The organism is Streptomyces sp. NPDC107581 (genome assembly GCF_055657175.1).
Window position 1 is genome coordinate 16,429 of the sequence record NZ_JBVKBH010000004.1, and the last position, 22,193, is coordinate 38,621.

Here is a 22,193-nt window from a genome sequence, read left to right on the forward strand (position 1 = left end):
CGTGTCCACACTGACGACATGCGCGCGGAGCAGTCACATGATCGACCGGAGAAGACCTTAAGGCCGCTGGATCGTTCCGTCCGCCGAGAGGTGGGCGGCATCGGAGCCGAAGTCCTCCTCCGACACGTCGGAGACGAGGTCGATCCCGTCGCCGCCCGGCTCCGGTGTGCCCGGCGCCACGATCCGGGTCGGGTGCAGGCGCCCGGACACGTAGGTGCCGTCGGCGCGGAGGGTGACGTGCAGCACGCCGCTGGTGGAGAGCGTGCCGCCGAGGCCGAGTACCTTGTAGCCGGAGAAGTTGCCCAGGCTGTAGGCGATCAGCCGGCCCTTGTAGAACTCCATTCCCCGCATCACGTGCGGGCCGCTGCCCACGACGAGGTCGGCGCCGGCGTCGATCACCGCTCGGCTGAAGCGGTAGCTGTCGCCGCGGTTCTCGCCGAGGAAGTACTCGGTGCCGGGCTCCACATGGGTGCGGTCCGAGCCTTCCGCGCCGGCGTGCATCGTGACGATCACGATGTCCGCCATTCTTGCGGCGCGGGCCGTGAGCCGCCTCGCGGCGGGGATGTCCGTGAGGTCGTTGGCCCCTCGGTCGGGTGCGAACCCGACCAGTGCGACCCGGATGCCGTTGACCCGCTGGATGGTGATCTGGCCCAGGCGGCCGGTGAACGGCAGGTGCACCGAGCGCAGGGCGGCGAACGTCTGGCGCCGCCCCTCCGCCCCGAAGTCGTCGATGTGGTTGTTGGCCAGGTTCATCACGGTGAACCCGGCCGCCTTGAGCCAGTGGCCGTAGGACGGAGGGGCGCGGAACGCGAAGCAGTTCGGGCTGTCGTCGTCGCATTTGCTGGGGCCGCCGGTGGTGAGTGTGCCCTCCAGGTTCCCCAGCACCACGTCACCGGCGAGCAGGTCGTCGACGGAATCGAAGAACGAGGCGCCGTCGTCCGGCGGCAGGGCGTCCGGCAGCGAGCCCATCACGATGTCCCCCACGGCGGCGACGCGCACGTTGCCGGTGGGGCGCGGCGCGGCCGGCGCCCCCGACGTCGTGGTCCTGGTCGTCCGCAGGGGGGTGGGGGCGGAGCCGATGGGGACTGCGTCCTCGGAACTGTCGTGGAGCACGAACGCCGCGACGACCACCACGCCGATCCCGGCCAGACCGAGGACCAGCCGACGGTGACGGTGCACGGCCTTCTGCCGCTCGCGCCGCTGCTGGGCGTGCTGTTCGCCGGACCCGGTCATCGGCTCATACTACGAAATAGGCACCTATCTCTCGCGCAGGTCAGCCACTGGCGTGTTCACCGGCCGCCGCACCCTCCACCGACCCGCTCAGCACGTCAGCGCAGGGCACGCCGCCGCATGCCGGAAGCGGAGATCCGCACGTTGCGGAGCGTGGCCGCTCAGGCCCCGTCCGGCGGTGTCCAGGCGGCGACCAGGTCCAGCAGGCCGGGGAAGCGGGCGTTCAGGTCCGCGACGCGCACCTGGCTGCGGCGCTCCAGCCCGTACTGGCGCTGCCGGGTGACGCCCGCCTCGCGCAGGGCCTTGAAGTGGTGGGTGAGGGAGGACTTGGGGCGGTCGAGGCCGAACCAGCCGCAGGTGTGGTCGAACCGCTCCGACTCCAGCAGGAGTTTGCGCACGATGAGCAGGCGCAGCGGATCGCTCAGCGCGGCCAGCACCGTCTCCAGACGCAGGTCTTCCACTGCCGGTTCCGGCAGCGGTTCGGGCAGCCCTTCGGGTTCCGGCAGTTCCTTGATGACCGGCACCTGCGCCCGCACGGTGCGCGCCGTCGACGGCATGGACAGCTCCTCGCGACCTGAAATCCGTTGTACGACTTCGATCGTACAGGATGCTATGTTCGAGAAAACTCGTACTGCCGGGCTGGTGCGGCACTCGGAGCCGATCCGCCATGCCCGCTCCACGGAGGGGATCAGTCATGCGCGTTGCACCGAGGGGATCCGCCCCACGCGTTTCACCGAGGGGATCCGTCCCACGCGATGCACGGAAGGGATCTGTCGTGTCCGGGAGCCGGACGGCGCCCTCGCGGAAGAGGCGCTGGCTCCGGGGTCCGGCCGCTCCCGCCTCCTGGGGACAGGTCGCTCCCTCGCGGGGGCCGGTTGCTCCCTCCTGGTGGGTGTGGCTGGCCGCCTGGCCGGTGACCGCGGTCTTCGTGCTGTCCAACGCGGCGACGCCGCTCTATGTGCTGTGGCAGCGCGACATCGGGTTCTCCAAGGGCACCCTGACCGTCGTCTTCGCCTTCTACATCGTCGGCCTGATCGGATCCCTGCTCGTCTCGGGCGTGGTCTCCGACCGGATCGGCCGCAAGCCCGTCCTGCTGCCCGCCCTGGGGCTCGCACTGGCCGCCTGTCTGGTCTTCGCGACCGCGACCACCGTGGCGGCCCTGATCGTCGCCCGGCTCTTCACCGGCATCGCCGTGGGCGCCGTGGTCTCGGCGGGCATGGCGGCCGTGACCGATGTGGCCGGCCCCGCCCGAAAGCGGCTCGCGGCGCTGCTCGCCTCCTGCGCGATGGTCTTCGGCGCCGGCCTCGGGCCACTCCTCGCGGGCGTCCTGTCCGAGACGCTGCCGGCCCCCACCGTCACCGTGTTCGCCGTCGAGGCGGTGCTGCTCGCCACCGCTGTCCTGGCCGTGCTGCGCATGCCCGTGCCGCGGCCCGCGGTGCCTGCGTCGGGCTCCTGGATCCGCGTACCGGGTGTGCCGCACGGCAACGGCCTGCACCTCGCCTTCGGCATCGCCGTGTTCGCGCCCGGCATCACCGCGACGTCCTTCGTCCTGTCGCTCGGCCCCTCCCTGCTCTCCGGCCTGCTCGGCACCACCAGCAGGAGCGTGGCCGGGGCCATGGCGTTCGCCATGTTCCTGACCGCCACCGGGGTGCAGTTCGCCGCACAGCGGCTGCCCAGGCGCACCGTCCTGACCGCCGGAGCGGTCGGCACCGCCCTCAGCATGGCCGCGCTCGTCACTGCCGTGCACAGCTCGTCCGCCATCGCATTCGTCGCCTCCGCGCTGCTGGCCGGCGCCGGTCAGGGGCTGGGCCAGCTCGGCGGGCTCTCCCTGCTGAACTCCGCCGTTCCCGCACAGCGGCTCGCCGAGGCCAACGCCGCGCTCAACGTGGGCGGTTACCTCCCCGCGGGCCTGCTGCCGGTCTCGGCGGGCTACCTCAGCGACGCCATCGGGCTCACCGGCGGCGCGACTGTCTTCGGCGCCGTCCTGCTGAGTCTCGCCGTCGTCGGCGGTGCCGTGGTGGTGGCCGGCCGGCGCCGGTTTCCCGAAGGCCTGTGAAACGGACCGGCCGTCAGACGCGCACCCGCAGATGCGGCAGCCGCGGGGCCACCCCCGGGATGGCGGTGCGCCGCAGACTCTCGGGGCCGCCGGCCAGACACAGGCCGGGATGGCGTGCGAGCAGGGTCGTCAGCGCGATCTCACACTGCAGCCGGGACAGGGCGGAGCCGACGCAGTAGTGGACGCCGTGGCCGAAGCCGCATGTCCACCAGGACCCGGCGCGGGTCCTCGCCCGGTGTGGCCCTCGACGGCTTGTGGCGTGTTGAGGAAGCGGGGGTCGCGCAGGCCCTCGCGGACGTCGTCGTAGCGGGTGATCAGCCAGACCGGCCGGCTGTCGCTGAGCCGGCCCCGGACCACAGGGCTCTCTTCGCGGACCTTGCCGTAGCCGCCGGCCGGGTCGGCCAGCAGCTCGGGGGCGAGCAGGTACGGCTCGCGCGCCGGGCGGCGCACGGGCGTTTCCGTCACGTTCGGCATGTCGTCCTCGGCTTCCTCGGTTCCGGCTTCGTCAGTTCAGGTGGGCGCTGATGTCGCGGACCAGTTCGGCCTCGTGCGGGACCAGGTAGACGTGGCCGCCGGTGACCGCACTCGCGCTCGCCCCGTGCGCCGTGCTCACCCGGATCGTGCGGGTGAAGGCGCTCAAGGTCCTCTCGGAGGACCATCTGCGGACCGCCCGCGCGAAGCGGCTGCCCGCCCGCGTGCTGTACCTGCGCCACGCCCTGCCCGACATGCTCACCGCCTCCCTCGCCGTCGCCGGGAACCTGCTGCCCGCGCTCGTCGCCGGAACCGCCCTGGTGGAGAAGGTGTTCACCTGGCCGGGACGGGGTTCGGCTATCGCCCAGTCCGTCGTGGCGCAGGACTGTCCCCAAGGCCGTGAAGTTTGCGGCTGGGTCAGTTCGTCAAGGGCCTGTGGACGCGAGGATTTCGATGCTGGTCGTGGCTGCTCGGTCTGGTCGGGCTCGACGCGCGGTTCGCTTCGAACACGCCGCCGCCGAGGACCTGTTCGGCTCGCCCGGCCATCCGTAGACACGGCTCCTGCTGGACGCGGCACCGACGCTCGGGGCGACGGGGTATGACCTTCGCGCAGCGGTCACCCGGAAGACCCGCCCGCATTCCAGGTTTATTGGACGCCCGCCGCGCCTGTCGTCATTCGTTCGTTTGCCGACAGGAGCAGATGCTCCCTCCGATAGATCAACAGCTGTCCGGCCCACAAGTGCCTCAGACATGAAGCTCCTGCGGGAAGCAGGTCCAGCGGAGGTGATGCCGCTGAACCGCGCGCTTGAGGTGCCGGCTCACAGTTCCACTATTCCGTCTTGCTAAGTACCGGTAGTCAGCGTTACTGTGTACTGGTACTCAATAGCGCTGACTAGTGCAGGGAGGAGGTGTTCCATGACCAAGCTGGAGACAGAGATGCTCAAGGGCACGCTGGAGGGCATCATCCTCGCGTCCCTGGCAGGCCGGCCCGCCTACGGCTACGAGATCACGGCACGGCTGCGGGAACAGGGGTTCTCCGACATCGCCGAAGGCACCGTCTACGCGCTGCTCCTCAGGATGGAGAAGCGCGGTCTCGTCGACGTGGAGAAGGTCCCCTCCGAGAAGGGGCCGCCCCGCAAGGTGCACTCCCTCAACGCTCAGGGACGGGAGTACCTCGAAGAGTTCTGGAGGACCTGGAGCTTCCTCACGGAACGACTGGAACAGCTCCGCGAAGGGGGCGAATAGCCATGGCCGATGCCGAAAAGACCGGTTTCATCTCGAAGGTGATCGGGCCCAAGAAGCGCTGGAGGGCGTACAAGGCGCGCGTCAAGGAACTTCCCGAGAACTACCGCACGGCGGTCGAGGCGATCGAGCGGCACCTGATGCACTTCGTACCGACCGACGAAGACAGCAATGCGTCGATGTTCGAAGACCTCGCCGACCTCTTCGAGCAGGCCGCGGCGGACGGAACGCCGATCCGCGAGATTGTCGGGGAGGATCCGGTGGAGTTCGTCGGTGCGTTCGCCGAGAACTACTCGGAGGGTGGCTACGTCCCTGCCCGCGCGCGCAAGCAGCTGACCGACGACATCGAGCGCGCCGCCGGGAACGAGACCGGAACGACGGTCTGACCGCGCCTGAGCACATCGCACCTCCAGGGGCCGGGTACCACTTTCCTCCTTCATCGCCTGTCTGCACCACGCGGCCGGGGGGTCATGCCCGGCCGGCCGCCTCGTGCCGCATGCCCGCGGCACCGTCGAGAACGACCAATGCGTGCAAGGAGATTCATGATGGGAAACGGCAACAACGGCTTTTCCGAAGCAGGGCTGCGCCGACTGCGCGAGGTGCTGGAACGGCATGTGGAGTCCAAGAAGATTCCCGGGCTCGTCGCCCTGGTCAGCCGGGGAGGGGAGACACACGTCGAAGCGATCGGGACGATGCGCCACGACGGCGGCCCCCCGATGCGCCGGGACACCATCTTCCGGATGGCCTCGACGACCAAGCCCGTCGCGGTCGCCGCGACGATGGTCCTGCTGGACGAGTGCCGGCTACGGCTGGACGACCCGATGGACCGGTGGCTGCCCGAACTCGCCGACCGGCGTGTCCTCAAGCGAGCCGGCGGCCCGCTTGAGGACACCGTGCCGGCGCGGCGTCCGATCACCGTGCGGGACCTGCTCACCTCCACCTGCGGGCTCGGGCTGGACACGACGGCGATGGGCTCCCCGATGATGAGCGCGTACTTCGAGCAGAGGATCTACGGCGAGAACGGATGGATGCTGCCGGCAGTGGAGCCGGATGAGTGGATGCGCCGGCTGGGCACGCTTCCGCTGATGAACCAGCCCGGAGAGCGGTGGCTGTACAACGTCAGCGACGACGTGCTCGGCGTCCTGGTAGCCCGGGTCACCGGCCAGTCGTTCGAGGCGTTCCTGCGCGAGCGCATCTTCGATCCGCTGGGGATGAGGGACACCGGCTTCCACGTGCCCGCCGACAAGATCGACCGACTGCCGCCCCTGTACGCCCCCGATCCGCAGACCGGAGAGTTCACCGTGGAGGACCAGGCCGAAGGGGGACACCACAGCAAACCTCCGGCGTTCCAGTCCGGCGGCGGCGGACTCGACTCCACCGTCGACGACTACCACGCCTACTTCCGGATGCTGCTCAACCACGGGATGCACGGCACCGAGCGGATCCTGTCCCGGCCCGCCGTCGAGCTGATGACCACCAACCGCCTCACGCCCGAGCAGACAGCCGCCCTGCAGGCCTGGGCCCGCAGCGTCGTCCATCTGTCACACGGCCAGGGGCAGACCGGCGGCTGGGGCTTCGGGATGACGGTGCGCACCTACCGAGGCGACTACGCACCCATCGGCCAGTTCGGCTGGGACGGCGGAGCCGGCACCACGACCTACGCCGACCCGGACAACCAGCTCGTCGGCATCCTGCTCACCCAGACCGGGATGTCCACCTCGGACTCGGCGCGGGCCATGCAGGACTTCTGGACCACCCTCTACCAGGCAATCGACGACTGACCCGCCTACCTGGTCGAGGTCGGTCCAACAGAAGACCTCGCCCAGGCTCCGTCCTTCGACACGTCCACGTTCTGCGATCAGCCGCACGACAGGCTCAAGGCACACCGATCGCACCGACACGTGCAGGCGGCCGTTGAGGTCCGCCTTTTCGGGTCGGTCTCCCAGCCCTCCTCCAGGAGCTGGCGGACGATCTCGGCGATGTCCAGGGCATTGTGGAAGATCACCGCGTGCGTCGACAAGGCATTGGATTTCATCGCTTTTTCCTGCTCGACGGGGTCGTTGTCATGACGCCCTGGTTGCCGAAGCCGACCCACTGCGAGAACCGGTTGAAGGACTCGACCTTTTCGTCGCCGCGGTCACCCGCCGGCGAAGCGGCGCGTCCGAGAGGTAGCGCGGCAGCTGCACCGTGCGGATCACCCGGCCGACCTCACGGAACGCGGTGCAATGGGAGTTCTTGTGCGAGCCCGAACGCAGCCTTTTGAACGGCGTCGACGAGGAGATGGCGCCCTCGCGCACCGTGACGGCCACCCGCATCAGGTGCCGGAACTGAGACTCGATCAGGTCGAAGTCGACTGAGTTCTTGCCCCAGGGTCATTGCGTGATCGCGATGTGTCCGTAACGTCAGGCTGAGGCATGACATCACGTGATGTTCGGGTACGGGATGGATCGTCCAGGAGAACAGCACAGGCACGGTGCCGGTGATCATGTGAGTGGTGTTGTGGGACGGGACGTTGGTGACGCGGCCCGCCTTGCCAGGCTAGGACGGATGTCCTAATGTGCCGACTGTCGCCTAGGACGGTCGTCCTAGGGCCGGTCGTCGGGTGTGAGGTGTTGTCGTGGGTACTCGCGAGCAGATCGTCGATGCAGCGAACCGCCTGTTCTACCAGCAGGGCTTCGAGCCGACGTCGTTCGCGGCGATCGCGGAGGCGGTGGGGATCTCCCGGGGCAACTTCTACTACCACTTCAAGACCAAGGACGAGATCCTCCAAGCGGTGATCGAGGCTCGATTGGTGAGCACTCGGAAGATGATCGCCGAATGGGCAGACGGCTCGGCAGACCCGCTTGATCGCGTGCAGCGGTTCGTTGAGATCGTCATCACTAACCGTGGCGACATCGAGAGCTACGGCTGCCCGGTCGGGACGCTGACGAACGAGCTTGCCAAGCTCGACCATCCCTCCCGTGCGCACGCCGTGGGCGTCTTCGAGCTGTTCCGTACCTGGCTGCGCGAGCAGTTCGAGGACCTCGGGTTCGATGCAGAAGCCGATGACCTCGCGATGCACGTCCTGGCGTTCAGCCAAGGGGTCGCCACGCTGTCGAACGCGTTCCACGACAGCGACTTCGTGTATCGCGAGGTCGACCGGATCAACACATGGCTGACCGAGCGACTGGCCTCTCACACATCCGCCGACGACACGCGCTGAGCCACTCCCGTTCCTTCTTGTTCCTTTCTTCGTCCGCATCCCTATCTGTGAGGAGACTTTCGTGTACGTCGCCCTGCTTCGTTTCTCTGCCAACAAGGCTGCAGCCACCGAGCACATGGCGGGGCACCAGAGCTGGATCCGCCAGGGCGTGGAAGACGGCGTCTTCCTGCTGGTCGGGAGCATCCAGCCGGGGCAGGGCGGCGCAGTGCTCGCCGCGGGGATCACACTGGAGGACCTCCAGGCGCGAGTCGCCGAGGACCCGTTCGTGGTCCACGACGTCGTGGCGGCCGAGGTCATCGAGATCGCTCCGAATTCGACGGACCCGCGCCTCGCGTTCCTTAAGGACTGAAGATGCGTGGAGATGTTCATTGCCCCCGATGGTGAGCCGCGCTGCGGCTGGGCGGGGTCGGCGCCTGAGTTCCTTGACTATCACGACACGGAGTGGGGCTTTCCGGTCGTCGACGACCGTCGGCTGTTCGAGAAGGTCAGTCTGGAAGGCTTCCAGTCCGGACTCAGCTGGCGCACCATCTTGGCCAAGCGGGAGAACTTCCGGATCGCTTTCGCCGGGTTCGACTTCCACGCGATCGCTGGCTTCGCTGACGATGACACAGTGCCTGCTCAGCGACGCCGGCATCGTCCGGCACCGGGGCAAGATCGAAGCCGTCGTCAATAATGCCCGCCGGGCCGTGGAACTCGAACGAGATGCTGGCTCCCTGGCGGCGTACTTCTGGCGCTTCGAACCAGCCCCGAGCGAGGTTGACCTGCCCCAGACCGTATCGACGTCACCGGCCTCGGTCGCCCTGTCGAAGGACTTGAAGAAGCGCGGCTGGAAGTTTGTCGGGCCGACCACCGTGTTTGCGTTCATGCAGGCCATGGGGCTGATCAATGACCACGCTACCGACTGCTCGACGCGCGCACTGGTCAGGGCGGCTCGCACTGCCGGTGTCTCTGCTGGCCGCCATGGAACACACCGGGGAAGTCCTCGCGCAGCGTCAGGTCGCCGACAAGAGGAACGGGATCCCCGCATTCGCCCCGCTGCTGGACACCCTCGACCTCACCACCACGGTGATCACCGCCGATGCCCTGCACACCCAGCACGCCCACGGCTCCTACCTGCACTCCCGCGGCGCCCACTACCTCGCCATCGTCAAGAAGAACCACCCCGGCCTGTTCGAGACCGTCCGCCGGCTTCCCTGGCGGGACGTCGCGCTCGACCACTACGACCGCACCCGCGCCCACCACCGCATGGAGATCCGCCGCCTCAAGACGGCTGTCTTCCGCCACCTCGACTACCCCGATGCCCGCCGGGTCCTCCAAGTCGTGCGCTGGCGCCGCGAGCTGGACACCGGCAAGCTCACGATCGAGCGCATCTACCTGGTCACCAGCCTGCCGCCGGGCGAAGCCACCGGCGAGCAACTCGCCACCTGGATCAGGGGCCAATGGCAAATCGAGAACCTGCTGCACCACGTCCGGGACCGGACCTTCCGCGAGGACGATTCCAAGATCCGTACCGGGCACCTGCCCCGGACCATGGCCAGCCTGCGCAACCTCGCCATCGGCGTCCACCGCCAGGACGGTCGCGCCAACATCGCCGCCGCTCTGCGCCATGCCGCCCGCGACTACCACCGGCCCCTGTCAGCCCTCGGCCTCACCTGACGAACCCAGACAGAACGCGATCATGCAAAGACCCTGGTTCTTGCCCGCCTCCCCGAACAGGGAGTCGGTGTGCACGTACTCGCTCTGCTGGGGCGGGCGGTAGAAGGTCAGGCCCTTCCAGTTCCTGATCCTGGACATGAGATCGAAGCCCAGCAGGTGCACCAAGGCGAACACGGGAACGCTCTTTATGTGGACAGTTCAAGTTGATCTTCCTTCGGCTTGTCGCTCGGATCGTTGGCGGTGTTGGTGCGGGCTGGAGAAGCCGCGCGCATAGAGTGAGATCTTCGATGGAGTGGCAGGGGTGGAGGCCGTGGAAATCACCGTCCAGTGGATACGGACGTCCTGGACGAAGCAGTCCCGCGGAGGAGAGGCCGCAGCCCGTAGGAACGCGGCCCCGGTCGCCTTCACTGTCCCGTATCTGCCGCCCTCGTTTGCCCACGTGGTGCGCTTGCATGAGCGAGACGGCTTCGAGCCCCACGGCGCCGAGGAAGACCTGCGCAAGGTCGACGTCCAACTTCGCGAAACCGACGGCCGGTTGCGCGTCCTTCCCCGAGTGCAGTCTCTGTTCGCCATACCTCCTAGGCCGCGACGGCCCCCAGCCGTGCGCCTTGCCTCCGGCCAGTGGGTCCGCTGGCAGCTCAACTACCGTTTCAGCAGCGCGGCGGGTGTGCGGGACTGGTCGTACTGGCTGGACACCTTCAACATCGCCTGCGGCCCGGTGGATGCCGACGTGTTCTTGTCGGAGCCCACTGTCCACGTTGACGAGCGAGGACCGCTCCGGTAGCTCCGACGTGGGGTGATCACGCACTGGAGCCGTTCTCCTCCGCTTCCGCGTTGACCGGCTGGCTGAGGTCGGCCAGGAGTCTTTCGATGCGTTCGCTCGAGGTCAAAGTCCCGTGCCAGGCCCAGAATCAGTCAGTATCACCGCCAACGATCTACAGCCGAATGGGTGACGGTCCCCCTCGGACCGGGATCAAGATTGAGTTCTGGCGGCTTCAGGGTTTACCTCGGCGCCACCCCTGATCGCTCCGAGCGGTTCCGTGAACGTGCGAGCTCTGGGAAAGAAGGGGACTTGACGGGACGCGGACTCGCCGGGAGGGACGATCCTCAGGACGCGTCGGCGTAGGCGAGGTGGGTGCCGCAGACGACGCAGCGGAAGAGCATGGCGGTCGCCCCCTCACCCAAGTGGGTCAGGAAGTGCTCGAGCCCGCTTTCGTCGTGCCAGCCGCCCATGCGCAGGTCGGCCCGCAGCCGGTCGAGGGCTTCGGGATGCGACGCCAACTCGGTGGACCCGACTTCGCCCAAGAAGGCGGCCGCGTCCTGGCAGTGGACGAGCCAGTGCGGATCCTGCCAGGCGTGGAAGCCGGGAGTGCGGCGGGTGACCTCGTGCACGACGTCCTCGCCGACACCGTCAAGCCCGTAGGAGTCGCTGAATTCACCCGCGAAGCGTTCGGCCGCGCTCCCGTCGGCGATGCACCATGGGCAGAAGCGTCCGCCGACCTCCTGCGCGGTGTAGAAGGTCGCCGTGTAGATCCAGCCCGTGCTGCGCTCGCAGCAGGCGCACGTGTCGGCGGCCGCGCGGATGGACCCGCTCGCCAGAGGGTCCGGGTGATAGCGGAAGAAAGGCAGGCCGGCACTCATCATTGCCTCCCGATCCGCGCTGCGGCGGCCATGTCTGCCGATCCCATGGGGCCAGTCTGTCCGCAAGGAGGTCCGTGATCAACCGGCGATCCCGATCTCGGACCCCTGCCGGGCCGGTCAGGGAACCTGTGCCGGCAGGAGATCAAAGGAGGCGAGCGACACCTGATCGATCCGAACCGACCTGACGGATCGAAACGCACACCTCACCCACGGCGGCGTGCACGTCGGTCGGGTGCCCTCCGAGTCACATGCCTCGCGGTAAGGATGCACACCGTCGCCACCGATCCGCGCGACCGGCTGATGACCAGCGTCCCGCCGCGCCCGACGTTGCACCTCATGGCGGTCCTGCCGCACAGCAGCAGCGCGTACCTTCGGTCGACCGGCCGCTACGAGGTGTGAACGCGCGCGGTCGCAGGTGACCTTCGCTGCCGCAAGGTCGATACTTCCAGTAGACGGGACGGGCGACTGCTTCCGACGAGGTGGCCGCCGGTAACTGATGCCCCGTCAGCGACGCCGGCTTCGTGTCAGCACCAGACCCGCCACGACCCACCTCCGACCCCGCCGAACCGCCAAGATCAAATACCGTCCTTCATGCCGGTGACCTGCGAAGAAGCGGGTCCTGGGCCCAAGTGCTAAGCTCCCGAGGAGACACCCATGAAGATGCTGATCAACGTCCCGGAGACCGTGGTGGCGGATGCGCTGCGGGGCATGGCGGCCGCCCATCCGGAGCTGGCCGTGGACGTGGAGAACCGGGTGATCGTGCGTCGGGACGCACCCGTGGCCGGGCAGGTTGCGCTCGTCTCGGGTGGCGGGTCGGGGCACGAGCCGCTGCACGGCGGATTCGTCGGTCCGGGGATGCTCTCGGCGGCCTGTCCCGGGGAGGTGTTCACCTCGCCCGTGCCGGACCAGATGGCGCGAGCGGCCGCCGCGGTCGACAGCGGGGCCGGCGTGCTGTTCGTCGTGAAGAACTACACCGGTGACGTGCTCAACTTCGACATGGCCGCCGAACTCGCCGAGGACGAGGGCATCCAGGTCGCGAAGGTGCTCGTCAACGACGATGTGGCGGTCACCGACAGCCTGTACACGGCCGGGCGCCGCGGCACCGGCGCGACCCTGTTCGTGGAGAAGATCGCGGGGGCGGCCGCGGCGGAGGGCCAGCCTCTGGAGCGGGTGGAGGCCGTCGGGCGCCAGGTGAACGAGAACGCCCGCAGCTTCGGTGTCGCCCTCACCGCCGTCACCACCCCGGCCAAGGGCACCCCGACCTTCGATCTGCCCGCCGGCGAGCTGGAGTTGGGCATCGGCATCCACGGCGAGCCGGGCCGGGAGCGGCGCGCCATGATGACGTCCGGGGAGATCGCCGACTTCGCGGTGCACGCCATCCTGGAGGACCTGCCGCCGCGCAACCCCGTGCTCGTCCTGGTCAACGGCATGGGCGCCACTCCGCTGCTGGAACTGTACGGCTTCAACGCCGAGGTGCAGCGGGTGCTCGCCGAGCGCGGCGTGGCCGTGGCCCGCACCCTCGTCGGCAACTACGTCACCTCCCTCGACATGGCCGGCGCGTCGGTCACGCTGTGCCAGGTGGACGAGGAACTGCTGCGGCTGTGGGATGCGCCGGTGAAGACCCCGGCGCTGCGCTGGGGGATGTGATACGGCGAAGGACGCGTCCAACACCCCTCACACACCAGGAGATCCAGTGCTCGACGCCGAATTCTTCCGCCGTTGGATGACGACGGCCGCCGCTTCGCTGGACCGGGAGGCGGAGCGGCTCACCGCCCTCGACTCGGCCATCGGGGACGCCGACCACGGCAGCAATATGCAGCGCGGCTTCGCCGCCGTCGCGACGGCTCTGGAAGCCGAGGCACCCGACACGCCGGGAGGTGTGCTGACTCTGGCCGGACGCCTGCTGATCTCGACGGTCGGCGGGGCGTCCGGGCCGCTGTACGGCACACTGCTGCGCCGGGCCGGCAAGGCGCTCGGGGATGCGCCCGAGGTCAGCGAGAAGCAGCTGGCCGAGGCGTTGCGGGCGGGCGTGGACGGGGTGATGCAGCTGGGCGGGGCGGCACCGGGCGACAAGACCATGGTCGACGCCCTGCTTCCGGCCGTGGACGCGCTCGCCGACGGCTTCGCCGCGGCGCGCGCTGCCGCCGAGGAGGGTGCGGTGGCCACCACCCCCTTGCAGGCGCGCAAGGGCCGGGCCAGCTACCTCGGCGAGCGCAGCATCGGCCATCAGGATCCGGGGGCCACGTCCTCGGCCCTGCTGGTCGCCGGACTCGAAGAAGCGGCCGCGGGAGCCGGCGGTGAGTGACGAGAAGCTGGTCGGGATCGTGCTGGTGTCGCACAGCGCCGAGGTGGCGGCCTCCGTGGCCGTGCTGGCGAAGGGGCTGGCGGGCGGGGCCACGGCGGTGCCGGTCGCCCCGGCGGGCGGCACCGAGGGCGGCGGCCTCGGCACCAGCGCCGAGCTGATCTCCGCGGCGGCGGCATCCGTGGACCGGGGTGCCGGGGTGGCGCTGCTCACAGACCTCGGCAGCGCGGTGCTCACCGTGAAGGCGTTGCTCGCCGAGGGTGACGAACTTCCGGACGGCGCGCGGCTGGTGGACGCGCCGTTCGTCGAGGGTGCGGTGGCCGCGGTCGTCACGGCGGTCACGGGTGCGGATCTGGACGCGGTGGTGGCGGCGGCCACGGAGGCGTACAGCTACCGGAAGGCGTGAGGCCACGGTCGCGCGGCGGGGGGAGGTCTCATCGGTGCCGTGCGAACAGCCGGGCCAGCCGCTTCCCCTCAGCCAGCGCGGCCCGGCGGTTCTCGATGGGCGTGATCCGCGAGTTCTTGAAGACGATGTACGTGACTCCGGACGCCGCTCCGCCACGGCGCGGGTCGCAGCGGATGCCGAGGCCGTGGGCGGTGGCGTAGGAGGCCTCGCCGATGAGATCGCGGGGGCCGGTGTCGCCGACGACCGCGTACTGCACCCGGCCCTTGTAGATCACGGCCGCCACGGAGCCGCCGTCGATGCCCTGGGCCCGGGGGTTCCAGATGCCGCTCGGCGCCGGGAGCACGATGTAGGGCAGGGACGCGGCGTTCAGGCGACGGCCGTCGGACTGCTGGTAGGCGGTGGCGGCCGTGAAGAACGGGTCGGTACGGCGGTTGCAGCGGGCGGTGGGCCGTCCGTCGCAGTCGACGTCCAGATCCGCCTTCCAGAACACCGCCCCGCGGGTGCCGCAGACGGGGACGGTCGCGGCAGCGTCGTCGTCGGTGCGGTACCGGCCCCGGGAGATCCGGGTGCAGGTGCGCACCCGGTCCAGCAGGTCGGCGGCGGTCACGGCGCCCTTGTCGCGGGCGACGGGGGCGGCGGTCACGGCGCCCTTGTCGCGGGCGACGGGCCTTTCGCGGGGCGGGACGGCGGCGGCCGGAAGCGTGGTCGGGGCGAGCAGGGCGGCACTGGCCGCGGCCAGCGTCAGCGACTGGACACGCACTCTGGGGGACCCTCTCCTCGGGGACATTCCGGACACCATGCCCAATCTGGTACGGGCGTGCGAGTACGGCCACCCCTATGGGGCCGGATGGAGCATCGTCCTGACGCCCTATGAGAAGAGATCCGGCATCCCGCGAGAATCCCGCGAGTAGAAGACCTGACGCTCCGCGAGGGGTCACCTGACGCCCCAAGAGAAGACAACAGGGGCCGGGAGGTCCGAGCCGGTGCCGACCCAGGCCCCCCGGCCACCCGTACCGGCGCGGGTCCGGCGACGACAGCGTTTCCGCGCCTCTCGGGCATGAACTCCTGTGCTTTCCCGGGGAGTTCAGCCACAGGGAGACTTCAGCATACGTAACGCTCCGCCCGCGCCACCCATACGGCCCCCTTGCTACGGCAGCACCGGCCGGGCATATTGGTCCGGACCTTTGCTGTGATGCCGTCCCCCGGGAGGCAGCGCCGTGCGACGTGTTCCCCTATCGCCCGTGCCGGTCTGCGCAGCGCTGATGCTGGTCGCGTCCTGCTCCTGGAGCGGTGCGGCCGACGGCGACGACGGCCGCGCGCCCGGGGCCCCGACGGGCGTCACCGCGGCGGCCGGCAGCGCCACCAGCGTGCACGTGATGTGGAACACGGTCCCGGACGGCCCCGGGGTCCGCACCTACGAGGTGTATCGCGGCGCCACGAAAGTCACGCAAGTGCCCGGCTCGCAGCACATGGTGGACGTCGTCAGGCTCAGGCCGTCCACCGTGTACGTCTTCACCGTGCGGGCCCGCGACGCGGACGGCCGCCTCGGGCCGCCGAGCCGCGGGGTGCGGGCGCGGACGCCCGCCGTGGTGGCGGCCGACCGCTCGGCCCCGACCCGCCCGCAGCGGCCGGCCGGGCGGGCGATCGGCAGCCGGGCGGTCCAGCTGTCCTGGACCGCCTCCCGGGACGACCGGGGCGTGATGTCGTACGACGTCTACCAGGGCGGCACGAAGATCCACAGCGTCGGCGGGAACCAGACCGCGACCGTGCTCACCGGGCTGCGCCCGGGCAGCCGGTACGTCTTCACCGTGCGGGCCCGGGACGCGGCCGACAACCTGTCGCCCGCGAGCGCGCCCGTCCGCCTCACCACTGCGGGCTCGGACGACGGCCGGGACACCGCGCCGACCGGCTTCACCGCGACGGCCCACCGCTCGGCCGGGGCCTACTACCTCGATCTGGCCTGGGATCCACCGCGCGTGGACGGCGTGATCACGGAGTACCAGATCCAGCTGGACGGCGCCGCGGCCACCTCCCTGGTGTGGGGCGGTGACCCGCCGCGCGGCCGGGCCCGCTACAGCTTCTACGCCGGGCGGGACGCGGGCGCCGAACACCGGGTGCGGCTGCGGGCGCGGCTGCCGGACGGCACCTGGGGCGGGTTCTCGGCGGAGCGGACCGTTACCACCGGTACGGCCGGCTGAGGACGGCATCGGGGCAACGGCCCCCGAGGCGGGCAGGCCCGCACCGGACGGAGCAGTCCGTCACCTGGCCGGGCGCGCTCCGCGTGCGGCGCGGGCCGGGGCCGTCTTTGCTTCCCTTGAGGCAGCACGGACGTTTCCCGACCCTCGGCGGCGCATGGGACGTACCGCCAACCGTGCCGCCGGAGGGCAGCCAATGCGAAACTCCCGACTTCTCCTCCGCTCCGGCCTGACCCTGGCGGCCGCCGCCGCACTCCCGGCCTCACTCGCCGGACCGTCTGCTGCGGCCTCGGGGATCTCCGTGAGCACCACCGGGTCCACGGTCTCGGTCGTCACCAGCTCGTGCACGCTGAACAACGGCAGCTGGGGCAACGCCTCGCTGCTCAGCAGCCGCCAGGCGAACTTCGCCCAGGGCCGGCAGACGGCCCTGGCGGGCACGACCATCAGCCAGTCCGCGGCCTGGTCGGGAGTGAGCCCGGGGACGTACACGGTCGTCGTGGTCTGCTCCAACGGCTCCACCGCAGGCTCCCAGTCCGTCATCGTCTCCGCGCCCTCCGTGCCCACGACCTCCTCGACGTCCAAGTCCGCGCCCTCACGAGGTGTGATGGGCGGTCAGGGCGGTGCGACCCGCGACTACGGCCCGCTCACCCTGGGCATCGGCGCGGCGCTGGTGGGCTCCGGCATCATCGCCACCGCCTGGTTCCTGCGCCGCCGCTCGAAGCCGTACCGCTTCTGAACGGGCCACGCACCTCAGCCGGATGTGCCGTTCGCCGGTTCCGGTTCCGGTTCCGTTCCCGGTTCCGGCCCCGGCTCCCGTGCTTCGTCGGGCAGCTCGGCGAACTCCTTCAGGGCGTGGGTGAGCCACTGGGTCCAGAAGGTCTCCAGGTCGATGCCCGCCCGCAGGACCAGATGGCGAATCCGGTCCTGCGGGGCGTCCCGGCCCGGCGGGAAGTCGCGCCGCTCGATCTGCTCGTACTCGGCCAGCTGCCGCTGGTGCAGCTCCAGATGGCGACTCAGATCGGCCGCGAGCCCCGCCGTGCCGACCACCGCCGCGGCGCGCAACCGCAGCAGCAGGACGTCCCGCTGCGGTTTGGGGTCCTGCGCGGCGGCGGTCCAGCGGGCGAGTTCGGCGCGGCCCGCGGGCAGGACCTCGTAGCTCTTGCGCTGCCCGCGCGCCGGCTGCTGGGCCGGCAGGGTGCGGATATGGCCCTCGGCCTCCAGTCTGCCCAGCTCGCGGTAGATCTGCTGGTGCGTCGCGGACCAGAAGTAGCCGATCGACTTGTCGAACCGGCGGGTCAGCTCCAGGCCCGACGACGGCTTCTCCAGCAGGGCGGTGAGGATGGCGTGCGGGAGTGACATGAACTCATCCTAAGGACGCGTTCACGGCCCCTACAGTGCCGCCGCCAGCTCGGTGCCCTGCTTGATCGCCCGCTTGGCGTCCAGCTCGGCCGCGACATCGGCGCCGCCGATCAGGTGGGCGCTGTGCCCGGCGGCGACCAGCTCCTCGTACAGGTCGCGGCGGGGCTCCTGCCCGGTGCACAGCACGACGGTGTCGACCTCCAGGACCGTGCTCTCCTCGCCGACGGTGATGTGCAGCCCCGCGTCGTCGATCCGGTCGTAGCGCACACCGGGGACCATGGTCACGCCGCGGTGCTTCAGCTCGGTGCGGTGGATCCAGCCGGTGGTCTTGCCGAGTCCGGCACCGACCTTGGTGGTCTTGCGCTGGAGCAGGTGGACCGTGCGCGGCGGGGCGGGCCGCTGCGGGGCCGCGAGGCCGCCCGGCGCCGTGTAATCCATGTCGACGCCCCAGTTCCGGAAGTACGCCTGCGGGTCCTCGTTCGCCTTGTCGCCGTCGTCGGTGAGGTACTCGGCGACGTCGAAGCCGATGCCGCCGGCGCCGAGGACGGCCACGCGGTCGCCGACCCGGGCGCCGTCGCGCAGGACGTCGAGGTAGCCCAGGACGCTCGGGTGGTCGATCCCGGGGATGTCCGGGGTGCGCGGGGTGACACCGGTGGCGACGACGACCTCGTCGTAGCCGGTGAGGTCCGTGGAGGTGACCCAGGCGCCGAGGCGTACGGACACGCCGTGCGCGTCGAGCTGGTGGCGGAAGTAGCGCAGCGTCTCGTCGAACTCCTGCTTGCCGGGGACCTTGCGGGCCACGTTCAGCTGGCCGCCGATCTCGCCCGCGGCGTCGAACAGGGTGACCTCGTGGCCGCGCTCGGCGGCGGAGACCGCGCAGGCGAGGCCGGCCGGGCCGGCGCCGACGACCGCGACGCGCTTCTTCAGCCGGGTCGGGGAGAGCACCAGCTCGGTCTCGTGGCAGGCGCGCGGGTTGACCAGGCAGGAGGTGATCTGCCCGCTGAAGGTGTGGTCGAGGCAGGCCTGGTTGCAGCCGATGCAGGTGTTGATGGCCTCGGGCCTGCCGGCGGCGGCCTTGGCGACGAAATCGGGGTCGGCGAGCATCGGGCGGGCCATGGACACCATGTCCGCGTGCCCGTCGGCGAGCAGCTGCTCGGCCAGCTCGGGGGTGTTGATGCGGTTGGTGGTGACCAGGGGCACGGACACCTCGCCCATGAGCTTCCTGGTGACCCACGTGTAGGCGCCGCGCGGCACGGAGGTGGCGATGGTCGGGATACGGGCCTCGTGCCAGCCGATGCCGGTGTTGATGATCGTCGCCCCGGCGGCCTCGACGGCCTTGGCGAGGGTGACGACCTCCGCCAGGGAGGAGCCGCCCGGGACCAGGTCCAGCATGGAGAGCCGGTAGACGATGATGAAGTCCTCACCGACGGCCTCGCGCACCCGCCGGACGATCTCCACCGGGAAGCGCATCCGGTTCTCGTAGGAGCCGCCCCAGCGGTCCTCGCGCCGGTTGGTCTGCGCGGCGATGAACTCGTTGATCAGGTAGCCCTCGGAGCCCATGATCTCGACTCCGTCGTAGCCGGCCTGCCGGGCGAGGCGGGCGGCGCGGGCGTAGTCGTCGATGGTCCGCTCGACATCGGCGTCGGACAGCTCGCGGGGTGCGAAGGGGCTGATCGGGGCCTGCAGGGCACTCGGTGCGACCAGGTCCTTGTGGTAGGCGTACCGGCCGAAGTGCAGGATCTGCATCGCGATCCGGCCGCCCTCGCGGTGCACGGCATCGGTGACGACCCGGTGCTGCTCGGCCTCCGCCTCGGTGGTCAGCCTGGCGCCGCCCTCGTAGGGCCGGCCCTCGTCATTGGGCGCGATGCCGCCGGTGACGATGAGCCCCACTCCCCCGCGCGCCCGGGCCGCGTAGAACGCCGCCATGCGCTCGAACCCGCGCTCGGCCTCTTCCAGGCCGACGTGCATGGAGCCCATGAGCACGCGGTTGGGCAGGGTGGTGAAACCCAGGTCGAGCGGGGACATCAGGTGCGGGTAACGGCTCATCGGGCCCTCCGTGCGCAGTGCGGTCGTCACTGTTGTAGAGGACCCCGGACCCATTGTGCAACTAGTTGCATAACCCCATCGAGGTGAGCCCGATCACTCTGTAACTCGCTCTGTAACTACTAGTATGTACATTGATCGCGAACCGTAGGACAGCTCCGCAGGGGGAATCCGGCATGCCTTTCGTCCGCATCGACGCACTGGGCGCCGACGGCGACCGCCTCGACGCCCTCGGCCGCGCCGTACAGGACGCCCTGGTGGAGACGCTCGGCATTCCGCCCTCGGACCGCTTCCAGGTCCTGGTGGGGCACGACGGCACCGGCAGCACCCTGCGGTACGGCGACTACCTCGGCGTACCCCGGGACGACGGGATCGTCTATGTGGCGATCACGATGCGCCGGGGGCGTACGCCCGGCCGGAAGCGGGCGCTGTACCGGCGGATCGCCGAGCTGGCGCACGCGTACGCGGGCACCGAGCCGCGCAATGTGTTCGTCACCGTCACCGAGAACGAGTCGGTGGACTGGTCGCTCGGCAACGGCGAGGCGCAGTACGCCCCGGCCGACGGCGGCGATGCGCAGGCGGCCGGGGCGGCGTAGCGGGGCCGGGTGTCACCGGCTGCCTAGCAGGACGTGCAGTTCCCTCTCCTGGTCTCCCGAGGCCGAGGAGAGGTTGCGCACGGCGAAGAGGGAGTCCAGCGTCATGTGGAGCCGGTTGATCGCCCAGTAGCTGCCCTGTGCGTCCGCCTCGACGGTGGACGCGAGCCGGGCGGGCGGCCGGCAGGTGTGGGCGTCGGTGACTTCGAAGGTGCCGAGCCACACCATCGGGCGTGTCTCGTGGAGCTGCTGCGGCACGTCCTCGGCGGACCGGTCGGACTCGAAGCACTCGCACAGCGCGTCGAACACGATCCGGGCGTCTTCCTTGCTGCATCCGCTGATCTCGAGGGAGACGGGCTCCTCGTGCAGTCGCTCACGGGCCATCGTGATCGCTCCTCTCATGGCGGTGGCGCGATCTCGCGGGTTCCCCGCACACCGCGCCACCTCCCAAGAAAACCACCACTTTCGGCAAACGCACCACCTGTCGCGCCGCCGGAGCCGGCCACGGCTCAGCCGCGCGTGCACCGACGGCCGGACCCCAGCCGCACGCGAACCGGCGGCCGGACCCCAGCCGCGCATGAACCGACAGCAGGGCGTCAGCCGCGTGTGAACTTGTACGTCTTGCTGTCCGTGAGGACGCAGAAGCCCGGCGACACGACGATCACGCGCAGGATGCCGGTCCGGCGGTCGTAGTCGATGCCCTCCGCCTCGAAGGTGCCCGAGCAGGAGCTGCGCAGCGGGAGCTGGCGCAGGGCCGTGACATGGCCGGAGACGTCGCCCGAGCCGTTCGGGGCCGCCGACAGGTCGATCTGGAGCAGCGGCTTGGTCATGCCGAACAGAGAGCCGTCCGGGTCGTCGGAGGAGCACAGTAGGGTCGTCGGGCCGGAGAAGTCGCAGCCCTGGACGTCGCGCACGGCGTGGTCCAGGCGGACGTCGGAGACCTGCGGGAGGTTCGCCGAGGGCGAGGTGCTCGCGTTGATGCCGGGGGTCGGGAAGACCAGCAGGCGGTTCATGGTGCCCCACTCGCCCGCCAGCATCCACTGGCCGTCCGGCGAGATCGCGTCCCAGGAGTTGTTCAGGGCCTCGCCGGGGCTCAGCGTGTGCACGTACTCCGACCAGGCGCCGCCCGGCGCCTGCACGCGGAACATCTTCGAGTTGCCGGAGTCCTGCTGGTAGGGCTCGATGTAGTAGCCGTTGTACGAGGCGTCGGGGTCGCCGACGTGGTTCCAGCCGCGGCTGGAGACGCTGAGCGGGATGGTGCCGATGCCGGTGTACCGGTTGGGGCTGTTCGCCGGGACCTCCACCGAGGTCAGACCCTGGCTCTCGGTCAGTGGGTCGGCACGGTCGGAACCGGCCTCGGTCCAGTTGTCGGCGGCGGAGGCCGGGGCGGGTGCGGCAAGGGACACGACGGCGGCGGTGGCCAGGGTGACGAGTCCGGTGAGGACTGCGTGACAACGTTGCCGGGCGGGCGCGGGCATGGCCGACTCCTCGGAACGGGCGGTGGGGGCACTCGGTCGGCGCACAGTCTGGCCCGCGGGGAGTAGTCATGAACAGACCAATGGAGCAACATGAGCGTGAATTCTCCCGGCCCCCGGGAACGGCCGGCGGTCTTCGCAGGCGAGAGCGGGCACCGCGGGTGTCTGCGCCATGTGATGGCTTCGGCGGACGGCCGCCGCCGTGTTGAGAGATGGTGGAGATGGACGGCGCGGGCGTCGGAAAGTCGGGTGTGAGCGCGGTAGAACAAGGGGAGTCGGCACGGGGGACGACGTGCCGTTCGGACGGGCGAAGGCGGTTCGT

The 22,193-nt window shown here is 70.0% G+C and carries 27 protein-coding genes and 2 pseudogenes; 17 read left to right on the forward strand and 12 right to left on the reverse strand.

Going from position 1 to position 22,193, the window contains the following annotated elements:
* Positions 1 to 57 precede the first annotated feature (57 nt).
* Complete coding sequence (locus ACZ7P3_RS09985; protein WP_472080379.1) at positions 58 to 1,233, reverse strand: CapA family protein; 1,176 nt, start codon at positions 1,231 to 1,233, stop codon at positions 58 to 60.
* A 158-nt stretch (positions 1,234 to 1,391) separates the two neighbouring features.
* Positions 1,392 to 1,787 carry an ArsR/SmtB family transcription factor gene (locus ACZ7P3_RS09990; protein WP_472080381.1) on the reverse strand — a complete coding sequence of 132 codons (396 nt, stop codon included), beginning with the start codon at positions 1,785 to 1,787 and terminating at the stop codon, positions 1,392 to 1,394.
* 218 nt (positions 1,788 to 2,005) lie between these two features.
* Between ACZ7P3_RS09990 and ACZ7P3_RS09995 the strand changes: the two genes are divergently transcribed.
* Entirely contained in the window at positions 2,006 to 3,286 is a 1,281-nt protein-coding gene (locus ACZ7P3_RS09995) for an MFS transporter (RefSeq protein ID WP_472080383.1), read from the forward strand.
* 129 nt (positions 3,287 to 3,415) lie between these two features.
* Here the strand turns inward: ACZ7P3_RS09995 and ACZ7P3_RS10000 are convergent, their stop codons facing one another.
* Positions 3,416 to 3,760: a hypothetical protein gene (locus ACZ7P3_RS10000; protein WP_472080385.1), complete on the reverse strand. Its 345-nt coding sequence runs from the start codon at positions 3,758 to 3,760 to the stop codon at positions 3,416 to 3,418.
* Positions 3,761 to 3,791: 31 nt separating this feature from the next.
* Entirely contained in the window at positions 3,792 to 4,013 is a 222-nt protein-coding gene (locus ACZ7P3_RS10005) for a hypothetical protein (RefSeq protein WP_472081063.1), read from the reverse strand.
* On the opposite strand from ACZ7P3_RS10005, the gene ACZ7P3_RS10010 reads away from it, so the two are divergent.
* The 4 genes from ACZ7P3_RS10010 (at position 3,913) to ACZ7P3_RS10025 (ending at position 6,780) form a co-directional block, all read left to right on the forward strand.
* Entirely contained in the window at positions 3,913 to 4,359 is a 447-nt protein-coding gene (locus ACZ7P3_RS10010) for an ABC transporter permease subunit (protein ID WP_472080387.1), read from the forward strand. The genes ACZ7P3_RS10005 and ACZ7P3_RS10010 overlap by 101 nt on opposite strands.
* Before the next feature lie 313 nt (positions 4,360 to 4,672).
* Positions 4,673 to 5,002 (forward strand): PadR family transcriptional regulator, encoded by a 330-nt coding sequence (locus ACZ7P3_RS10015; RefSeq protein WP_472080389.1) that lies wholly within the window; start codon positions 4,673 to 4,675, stop codon positions 5,000 to 5,002.
* A 2-nt stretch (positions 5,003 to 5,004) separates the two neighbouring features.
* Positions 5,005 to 5,385 (forward strand): DUF1048 domain-containing protein, encoded by a 381-nt coding sequence (locus tag ACZ7P3_RS10020; RefSeq protein ID WP_472080391.1) that lies wholly within the window; start codon positions 5,005 to 5,007, stop codon positions 5,383 to 5,385.
* A 159-nt stretch (positions 5,386 to 5,544) separates the two neighbouring features.
* Positions 5,545 to 6,780: a serine hydrolase domain-containing protein gene (locus tag ACZ7P3_RS10025; protein ID WP_472081033.1), complete on the forward strand. Its 1,236-nt coding sequence runs from the start codon at positions 5,545 to 5,547 to the stop codon at positions 6,778 to 6,780.
* A gap of 282 nt (positions 6,781 to 7,062) precedes the next feature.
* Here the strand turns inward: ACZ7P3_RS10025 and ACZ7P3_RS10030 are convergent.
* Positions 7,063 to 7,347, reverse strand: a pseudogene (locus ACZ7P3_RS10030) (Tn3 family transposase); the annotation flags it as partial.
* Positions 7,348 to 7,616: 269 nt separating this feature from the next.
* Here ACZ7P3_RS10030 and ACZ7P3_RS10035 point away from each other — a divergent pair.
* The 4 genes and pseudogenes from ACZ7P3_RS10035 to ACZ7P3_RS10050 all read left to right on the forward strand — a co-directional run bounded on the left by ACZ7P3_RS10035 (position 7,617) and on the right by ACZ7P3_RS10050 (position 9,857).
* Complete coding sequence (locus ACZ7P3_RS10035) at positions 7,617 to 8,201, forward strand: TetR/AcrR family transcriptional regulator (RefSeq protein ID WP_472080393.1); 585 nt, start codon at positions 7,617 to 7,619, stop codon at positions 8,199 to 8,201.
* A 61-nt stretch (positions 8,202 to 8,262) separates the two neighbouring features.
* Positions 8,263 to 8,550, forward strand: coding sequence for a YciI family protein (locus tag ACZ7P3_RS10040; protein ID WP_472080394.1), 288 nt, complete (start codon positions 8,263 to 8,265; stop codon positions 8,548 to 8,550).
* A gap of 12 nt (positions 8,551 to 8,562) precedes the next feature.
* Positions 8,563 to 9,115, forward strand: a pseudogene (locus tag ACZ7P3_RS10045) (DNA-3-methyladenine glycosylase I); the annotation flags it as partial.
* A gap of 46 nt (positions 9,116 to 9,161) precedes the next feature.
* The gene (locus ACZ7P3_RS10050) at positions 9,162 to 9,857 is read left to right on the forward strand and encodes an ISAs1 family transposase (protein WP_472080395.1); all 696 of its coding nucleotides are present in this window, start codon (positions 9,162 to 9,164) and stop codon (positions 9,855 to 9,857) included.
* Here ACZ7P3_RS10050 and ACZ7P3_RS10055 read toward each other — a convergent pair.
* Positions 9,837 to 10,031 carry a Tn3 family transposase gene (locus tag ACZ7P3_RS10055; protein WP_472080396.1) on the reverse strand — a complete coding sequence of 65 codons (195 nt, stop codon included), beginning with the start codon at positions 10,029 to 10,031 and terminating at the stop codon, positions 9,837 to 9,839. The genes ACZ7P3_RS10050 and ACZ7P3_RS10055 overlap by 21 nt on opposite strands.
* Before the next feature lie 136 nt (positions 10,032 to 10,167).
* Between ACZ7P3_RS10055 and ACZ7P3_RS10060 the strand changes: the two genes are divergently transcribed.
* Positions 10,168 to 10,641 carry a hypothetical protein gene (locus ACZ7P3_RS10060; RefSeq protein ID WP_472080397.1) on the forward strand — a complete coding sequence of 158 codons (474 nt, stop codon included), beginning with the start codon at positions 10,168 to 10,170 and terminating at the stop codon, positions 10,639 to 10,641.
* Between the two features lie 323 nt (positions 10,642 to 10,964).
* Here ACZ7P3_RS10060 and ACZ7P3_RS10065 read toward each other — a convergent pair whose 3' ends face one another.
* Entirely contained in the window at positions 10,965 to 11,498 is a 534-nt protein-coding gene (locus ACZ7P3_RS10065) for a CbrC family protein (protein WP_472080398.1), read from the reverse strand.
* A gap of 264 nt (positions 11,499 to 11,762) precedes the next feature.
* Here ACZ7P3_RS10065 and ACZ7P3_RS10070 point away from each other — a divergent pair, with 264 nt between their 5' ends.
* The 4 genes from ACZ7P3_RS10070 (at position 11,763) to ACZ7P3_RS10085 (ending at position 14,206) form a co-directional block, all read left to right on the forward strand.
* On the forward strand, positions 11,763 to 11,897 hold the full coding sequence (locus tag ACZ7P3_RS10070; protein WP_472080399.1) for a hypothetical protein: 135 nt from the start codon (positions 11,763 to 11,765) through the stop codon (positions 11,895 to 11,897).
* A 255-nt stretch (positions 11,898 to 12,152) separates the two neighbouring features.
* A complete protein-coding gene (gene dhaK, locus ACZ7P3_RS10075) occupies positions 12,153 to 13,145 on the forward strand; it encodes a dihydroxyacetone kinase subunit DhaK (protein ID WP_472080400.1) in 993 nt (330 codons plus the stop codon).
* 46 nt (positions 13,146 to 13,191) lie between these two features.
* On the forward strand, positions 13,192 to 13,803 hold the full coding sequence (dhaL, locus tag ACZ7P3_RS10080) for a dihydroxyacetone kinase subunit DhaL (protein WP_472080401.1): 612 nt from the start codon (positions 13,192 to 13,194) through the stop codon (positions 13,801 to 13,803).
* The gene (locus tag ACZ7P3_RS10085) at positions 13,796 to 14,206 is read left to right on the forward strand and encodes a PTS sugar transporter subunit IIA domain-containing protein (RefSeq protein ID WP_472080402.1); all 411 of its coding nucleotides are present in this window, start codon (positions 13,796 to 13,798) and stop codon (positions 14,204 to 14,206) included. Before dhaL ends, ACZ7P3_RS10085 begins: the two co-directional genes overlap by 8 nt.
* 28 nt (positions 14,207 to 14,234) lie before the next feature.
* Here the strand turns inward: ACZ7P3_RS10085 and ACZ7P3_RS10090 are convergent, their stop codons facing one another.
* The gene (locus ACZ7P3_RS10090) at positions 14,235 to 14,966 is read right to left on the reverse strand and encodes a glycoside hydrolase family 75 protein (protein WP_472080403.1); all 732 of its coding nucleotides are present in this window, start codon (positions 14,964 to 14,966) and stop codon (positions 14,235 to 14,237) included.
* A gap of 457 nt (positions 14,967 to 15,423) precedes the next feature.
* Between ACZ7P3_RS10090 and ACZ7P3_RS10095 the strand changes: the two genes are divergently transcribed.
* Both ACZ7P3_RS10095 and ACZ7P3_RS10100 read left to right on the forward strand, forming a co-directional pair.
* Entirely contained in the window at positions 15,424 to 16,404 is a 981-nt protein-coding gene (locus tag ACZ7P3_RS10095) for a fibronectin type III domain-containing protein (protein WP_472080404.1), read from the forward strand.
* Positions 16,405 to 16,597: 193 nt separating this feature from the next.
* Positions 16,598 to 17,137, forward strand: coding sequence for a hypothetical protein (locus ACZ7P3_RS10100; RefSeq protein WP_472080405.1), 540 nt, complete (start codon positions 16,598 to 16,600; stop codon positions 17,135 to 17,137).
* A gap of 14 nt (positions 17,138 to 17,151) precedes the next feature.
* Here ACZ7P3_RS10100 and ACZ7P3_RS10105 read toward each other — a convergent pair whose 3' ends face one another.
* Both ACZ7P3_RS10105 and ACZ7P3_RS10110 read right to left on the reverse strand, forming a co-directional pair.
* On the reverse strand, positions 17,152 to 17,760 hold the full coding sequence (locus tag ACZ7P3_RS10105; RefSeq protein ID WP_472080406.1) for a PadR family transcriptional regulator: 609 nt from the start codon (positions 17,758 to 17,760) through the stop codon (positions 17,152 to 17,154).
* A gap of 30 nt (positions 17,761 to 17,790) precedes the next feature.
* On the reverse strand, positions 17,791 to 19,806 hold the full coding sequence (locus ACZ7P3_RS10110) for an oxidoreductase (protein WP_472080407.1): 2,016 nt from the start codon (positions 19,804 to 19,806) through the stop codon (positions 17,791 to 17,793).
* A gap of 173 nt (positions 19,807 to 19,979) precedes the next feature.
* Between ACZ7P3_RS10110 and ACZ7P3_RS10115 the strand changes: the two genes are divergently transcribed.
* Positions 19,980 to 20,399 carry a tautomerase family protein gene (locus ACZ7P3_RS10115; RefSeq protein WP_472080408.1) on the forward strand — a complete coding sequence of 140 codons (420 nt, stop codon included), beginning with the start codon at positions 19,980 to 19,982 and terminating at the stop codon, positions 20,397 to 20,399.
* A gap of 12 nt (positions 20,400 to 20,411) precedes the next feature.
* Here the strand turns inward: ACZ7P3_RS10115 and ACZ7P3_RS10120 are convergent, their stop codons facing one another.
* Positions 20,412 to 20,780 carry a hypothetical protein gene (locus tag ACZ7P3_RS10120; RefSeq protein ID WP_472080409.1) on the reverse strand — a complete coding sequence of 123 codons (369 nt, stop codon included), beginning with the start codon at positions 20,778 to 20,780 and terminating at the stop codon, positions 20,412 to 20,414.
* A gap of 212 nt (positions 20,781 to 20,992) precedes the next feature.
* Positions 20,993 to 21,874, reverse strand: a complete 882-nt coding sequence (locus ACZ7P3_RS10125; protein ID WP_472080410.1) for a hypothetical protein — start codon at positions 21,872 to 21,874, stop codon at positions 20,993 to 20,995.
* Positions 21,875 to 22,193 lie beyond the last annotated feature (319 nt).

What these genes read in the sequence shown, in the direction of transcription:
- ACZ7P3_RS10120 (WP_472080409.1), bottom strand. Translation starts at nt 20,780, where the DNA reads ATGGCCCGTGAGCGACTGCACGAGGAGCCCGTCTCCCTCGAGATCAGC.
- ACZ7P3_RS09985 (WP_472080379.1), bottom strand. Translation starts at nt 1,233, where the DNA reads ATGACCGGGTCCGGCGAACAGCACGCCCAGCAGCGGCGCGAGCGGCAG.
- ACZ7P3_RS10015 (WP_472080389.1), top strand. Translation starts at nt 4,673, where the DNA reads ATGACCAAGCTGGAGACAGAGATGCTCAAGGGCACGCTGGAGGGCATC.
- ACZ7P3_RS10020 (WP_472080391.1), top strand. Translation starts at nt 5,005, where the DNA reads ATGGCCGATGCCGAAAAGACCGGTTTCATCTCGAAGGTGATCGGGCCC.
- dhaK (WP_472080400.1), top strand. Translation starts at nt 12,153, where the DNA reads ATGAAGATGCTGATCAACGTCCCGGAGACCGTGGTGGCGGATGCGCTG.
- ACZ7P3_RS10000 (WP_472080385.1), bottom strand. Translation starts at nt 3,760, where the DNA reads ATGCCGAACGTGACGGAAACGCCCGTGCGCCGCCCGGCGCGCGAGCCG.
- ACZ7P3_RS10070 (WP_472080399.1), top strand. Translation starts at nt 11,763, where the DNA reads ATGCACACCGTCGCCACCGATCCGCGCGACCGGCTGATGACCAGCGTC.
- ACZ7P3_RS10065 (WP_472080398.1), bottom strand. Translation starts at nt 11,498, where the DNA reads ATGAGTGCCGGCCTGCCTTTCTTCCGCTATCACCCGGACCCTCTGGCG.
- ACZ7P3_RS10025 (WP_472081033.1), top strand. Translation starts at nt 5,545, where the DNA reads ATGGGAAACGGCAACAACGGCTTTTCCGAAGCAGGGCTGCGCCGACTG.
- ACZ7P3_RS10110 (WP_472080407.1), bottom strand. Translation starts at nt 19,806, where the DNA reads ATGAGCCGTTACCCGCACCTGATGTCCCCGCTCGACCTGGGTTTCACC.
- ACZ7P3_RS09990 (WP_472080381.1), bottom strand. Translation starts at nt 1,787, where the DNA reads ATGCCGTCGACGGCGCGCACCGTGCGGGCGCAGGTGCCGGTCATCAAG.
- ACZ7P3_RS10050 (WP_472080395.1), top strand. Translation starts at nt 9,162, where the DNA reads ATGGAACACACCGGGGAAGTCCTCGCGCAGCGTCAGGTCGCCGACAAG.
- ACZ7P3_RS10005 (WP_472081063.1), bottom strand. Translation starts at nt 4,013, where the DNA reads ATGTCGGGCAGGGCGTGGCGCAGGTACAGCACGCGGGCGGGCAGCCGC.
- ACZ7P3_RS10105 (WP_472080406.1), bottom strand. Translation starts at nt 17,760, where the DNA reads ATGTCACTCCCGCACGCCATCCTCACCGCCCTGCTGGAGAAGCCGTCG.
- ACZ7P3_RS10100 (WP_472080405.1), top strand. Translation starts at nt 16,598, where the DNA reads ATGCGAAACTCCCGACTTCTCCTCCGCTCCGGCCTGACCCTGGCGGCC.
- ACZ7P3_RS10125 (WP_472080410.1), bottom strand. Translation starts at nt 21,874, where the DNA reads ATGCCCGCGCCCGCCCGGCAACGTTGTCACGCAGTCCTCACCGGACTC.
- ACZ7P3_RS10115 (WP_472080408.1), top strand. Translation starts at nt 19,980, where the DNA reads ATGCCTTTCGTCCGCATCGACGCACTGGGCGCCGACGGCGACCGCCTC.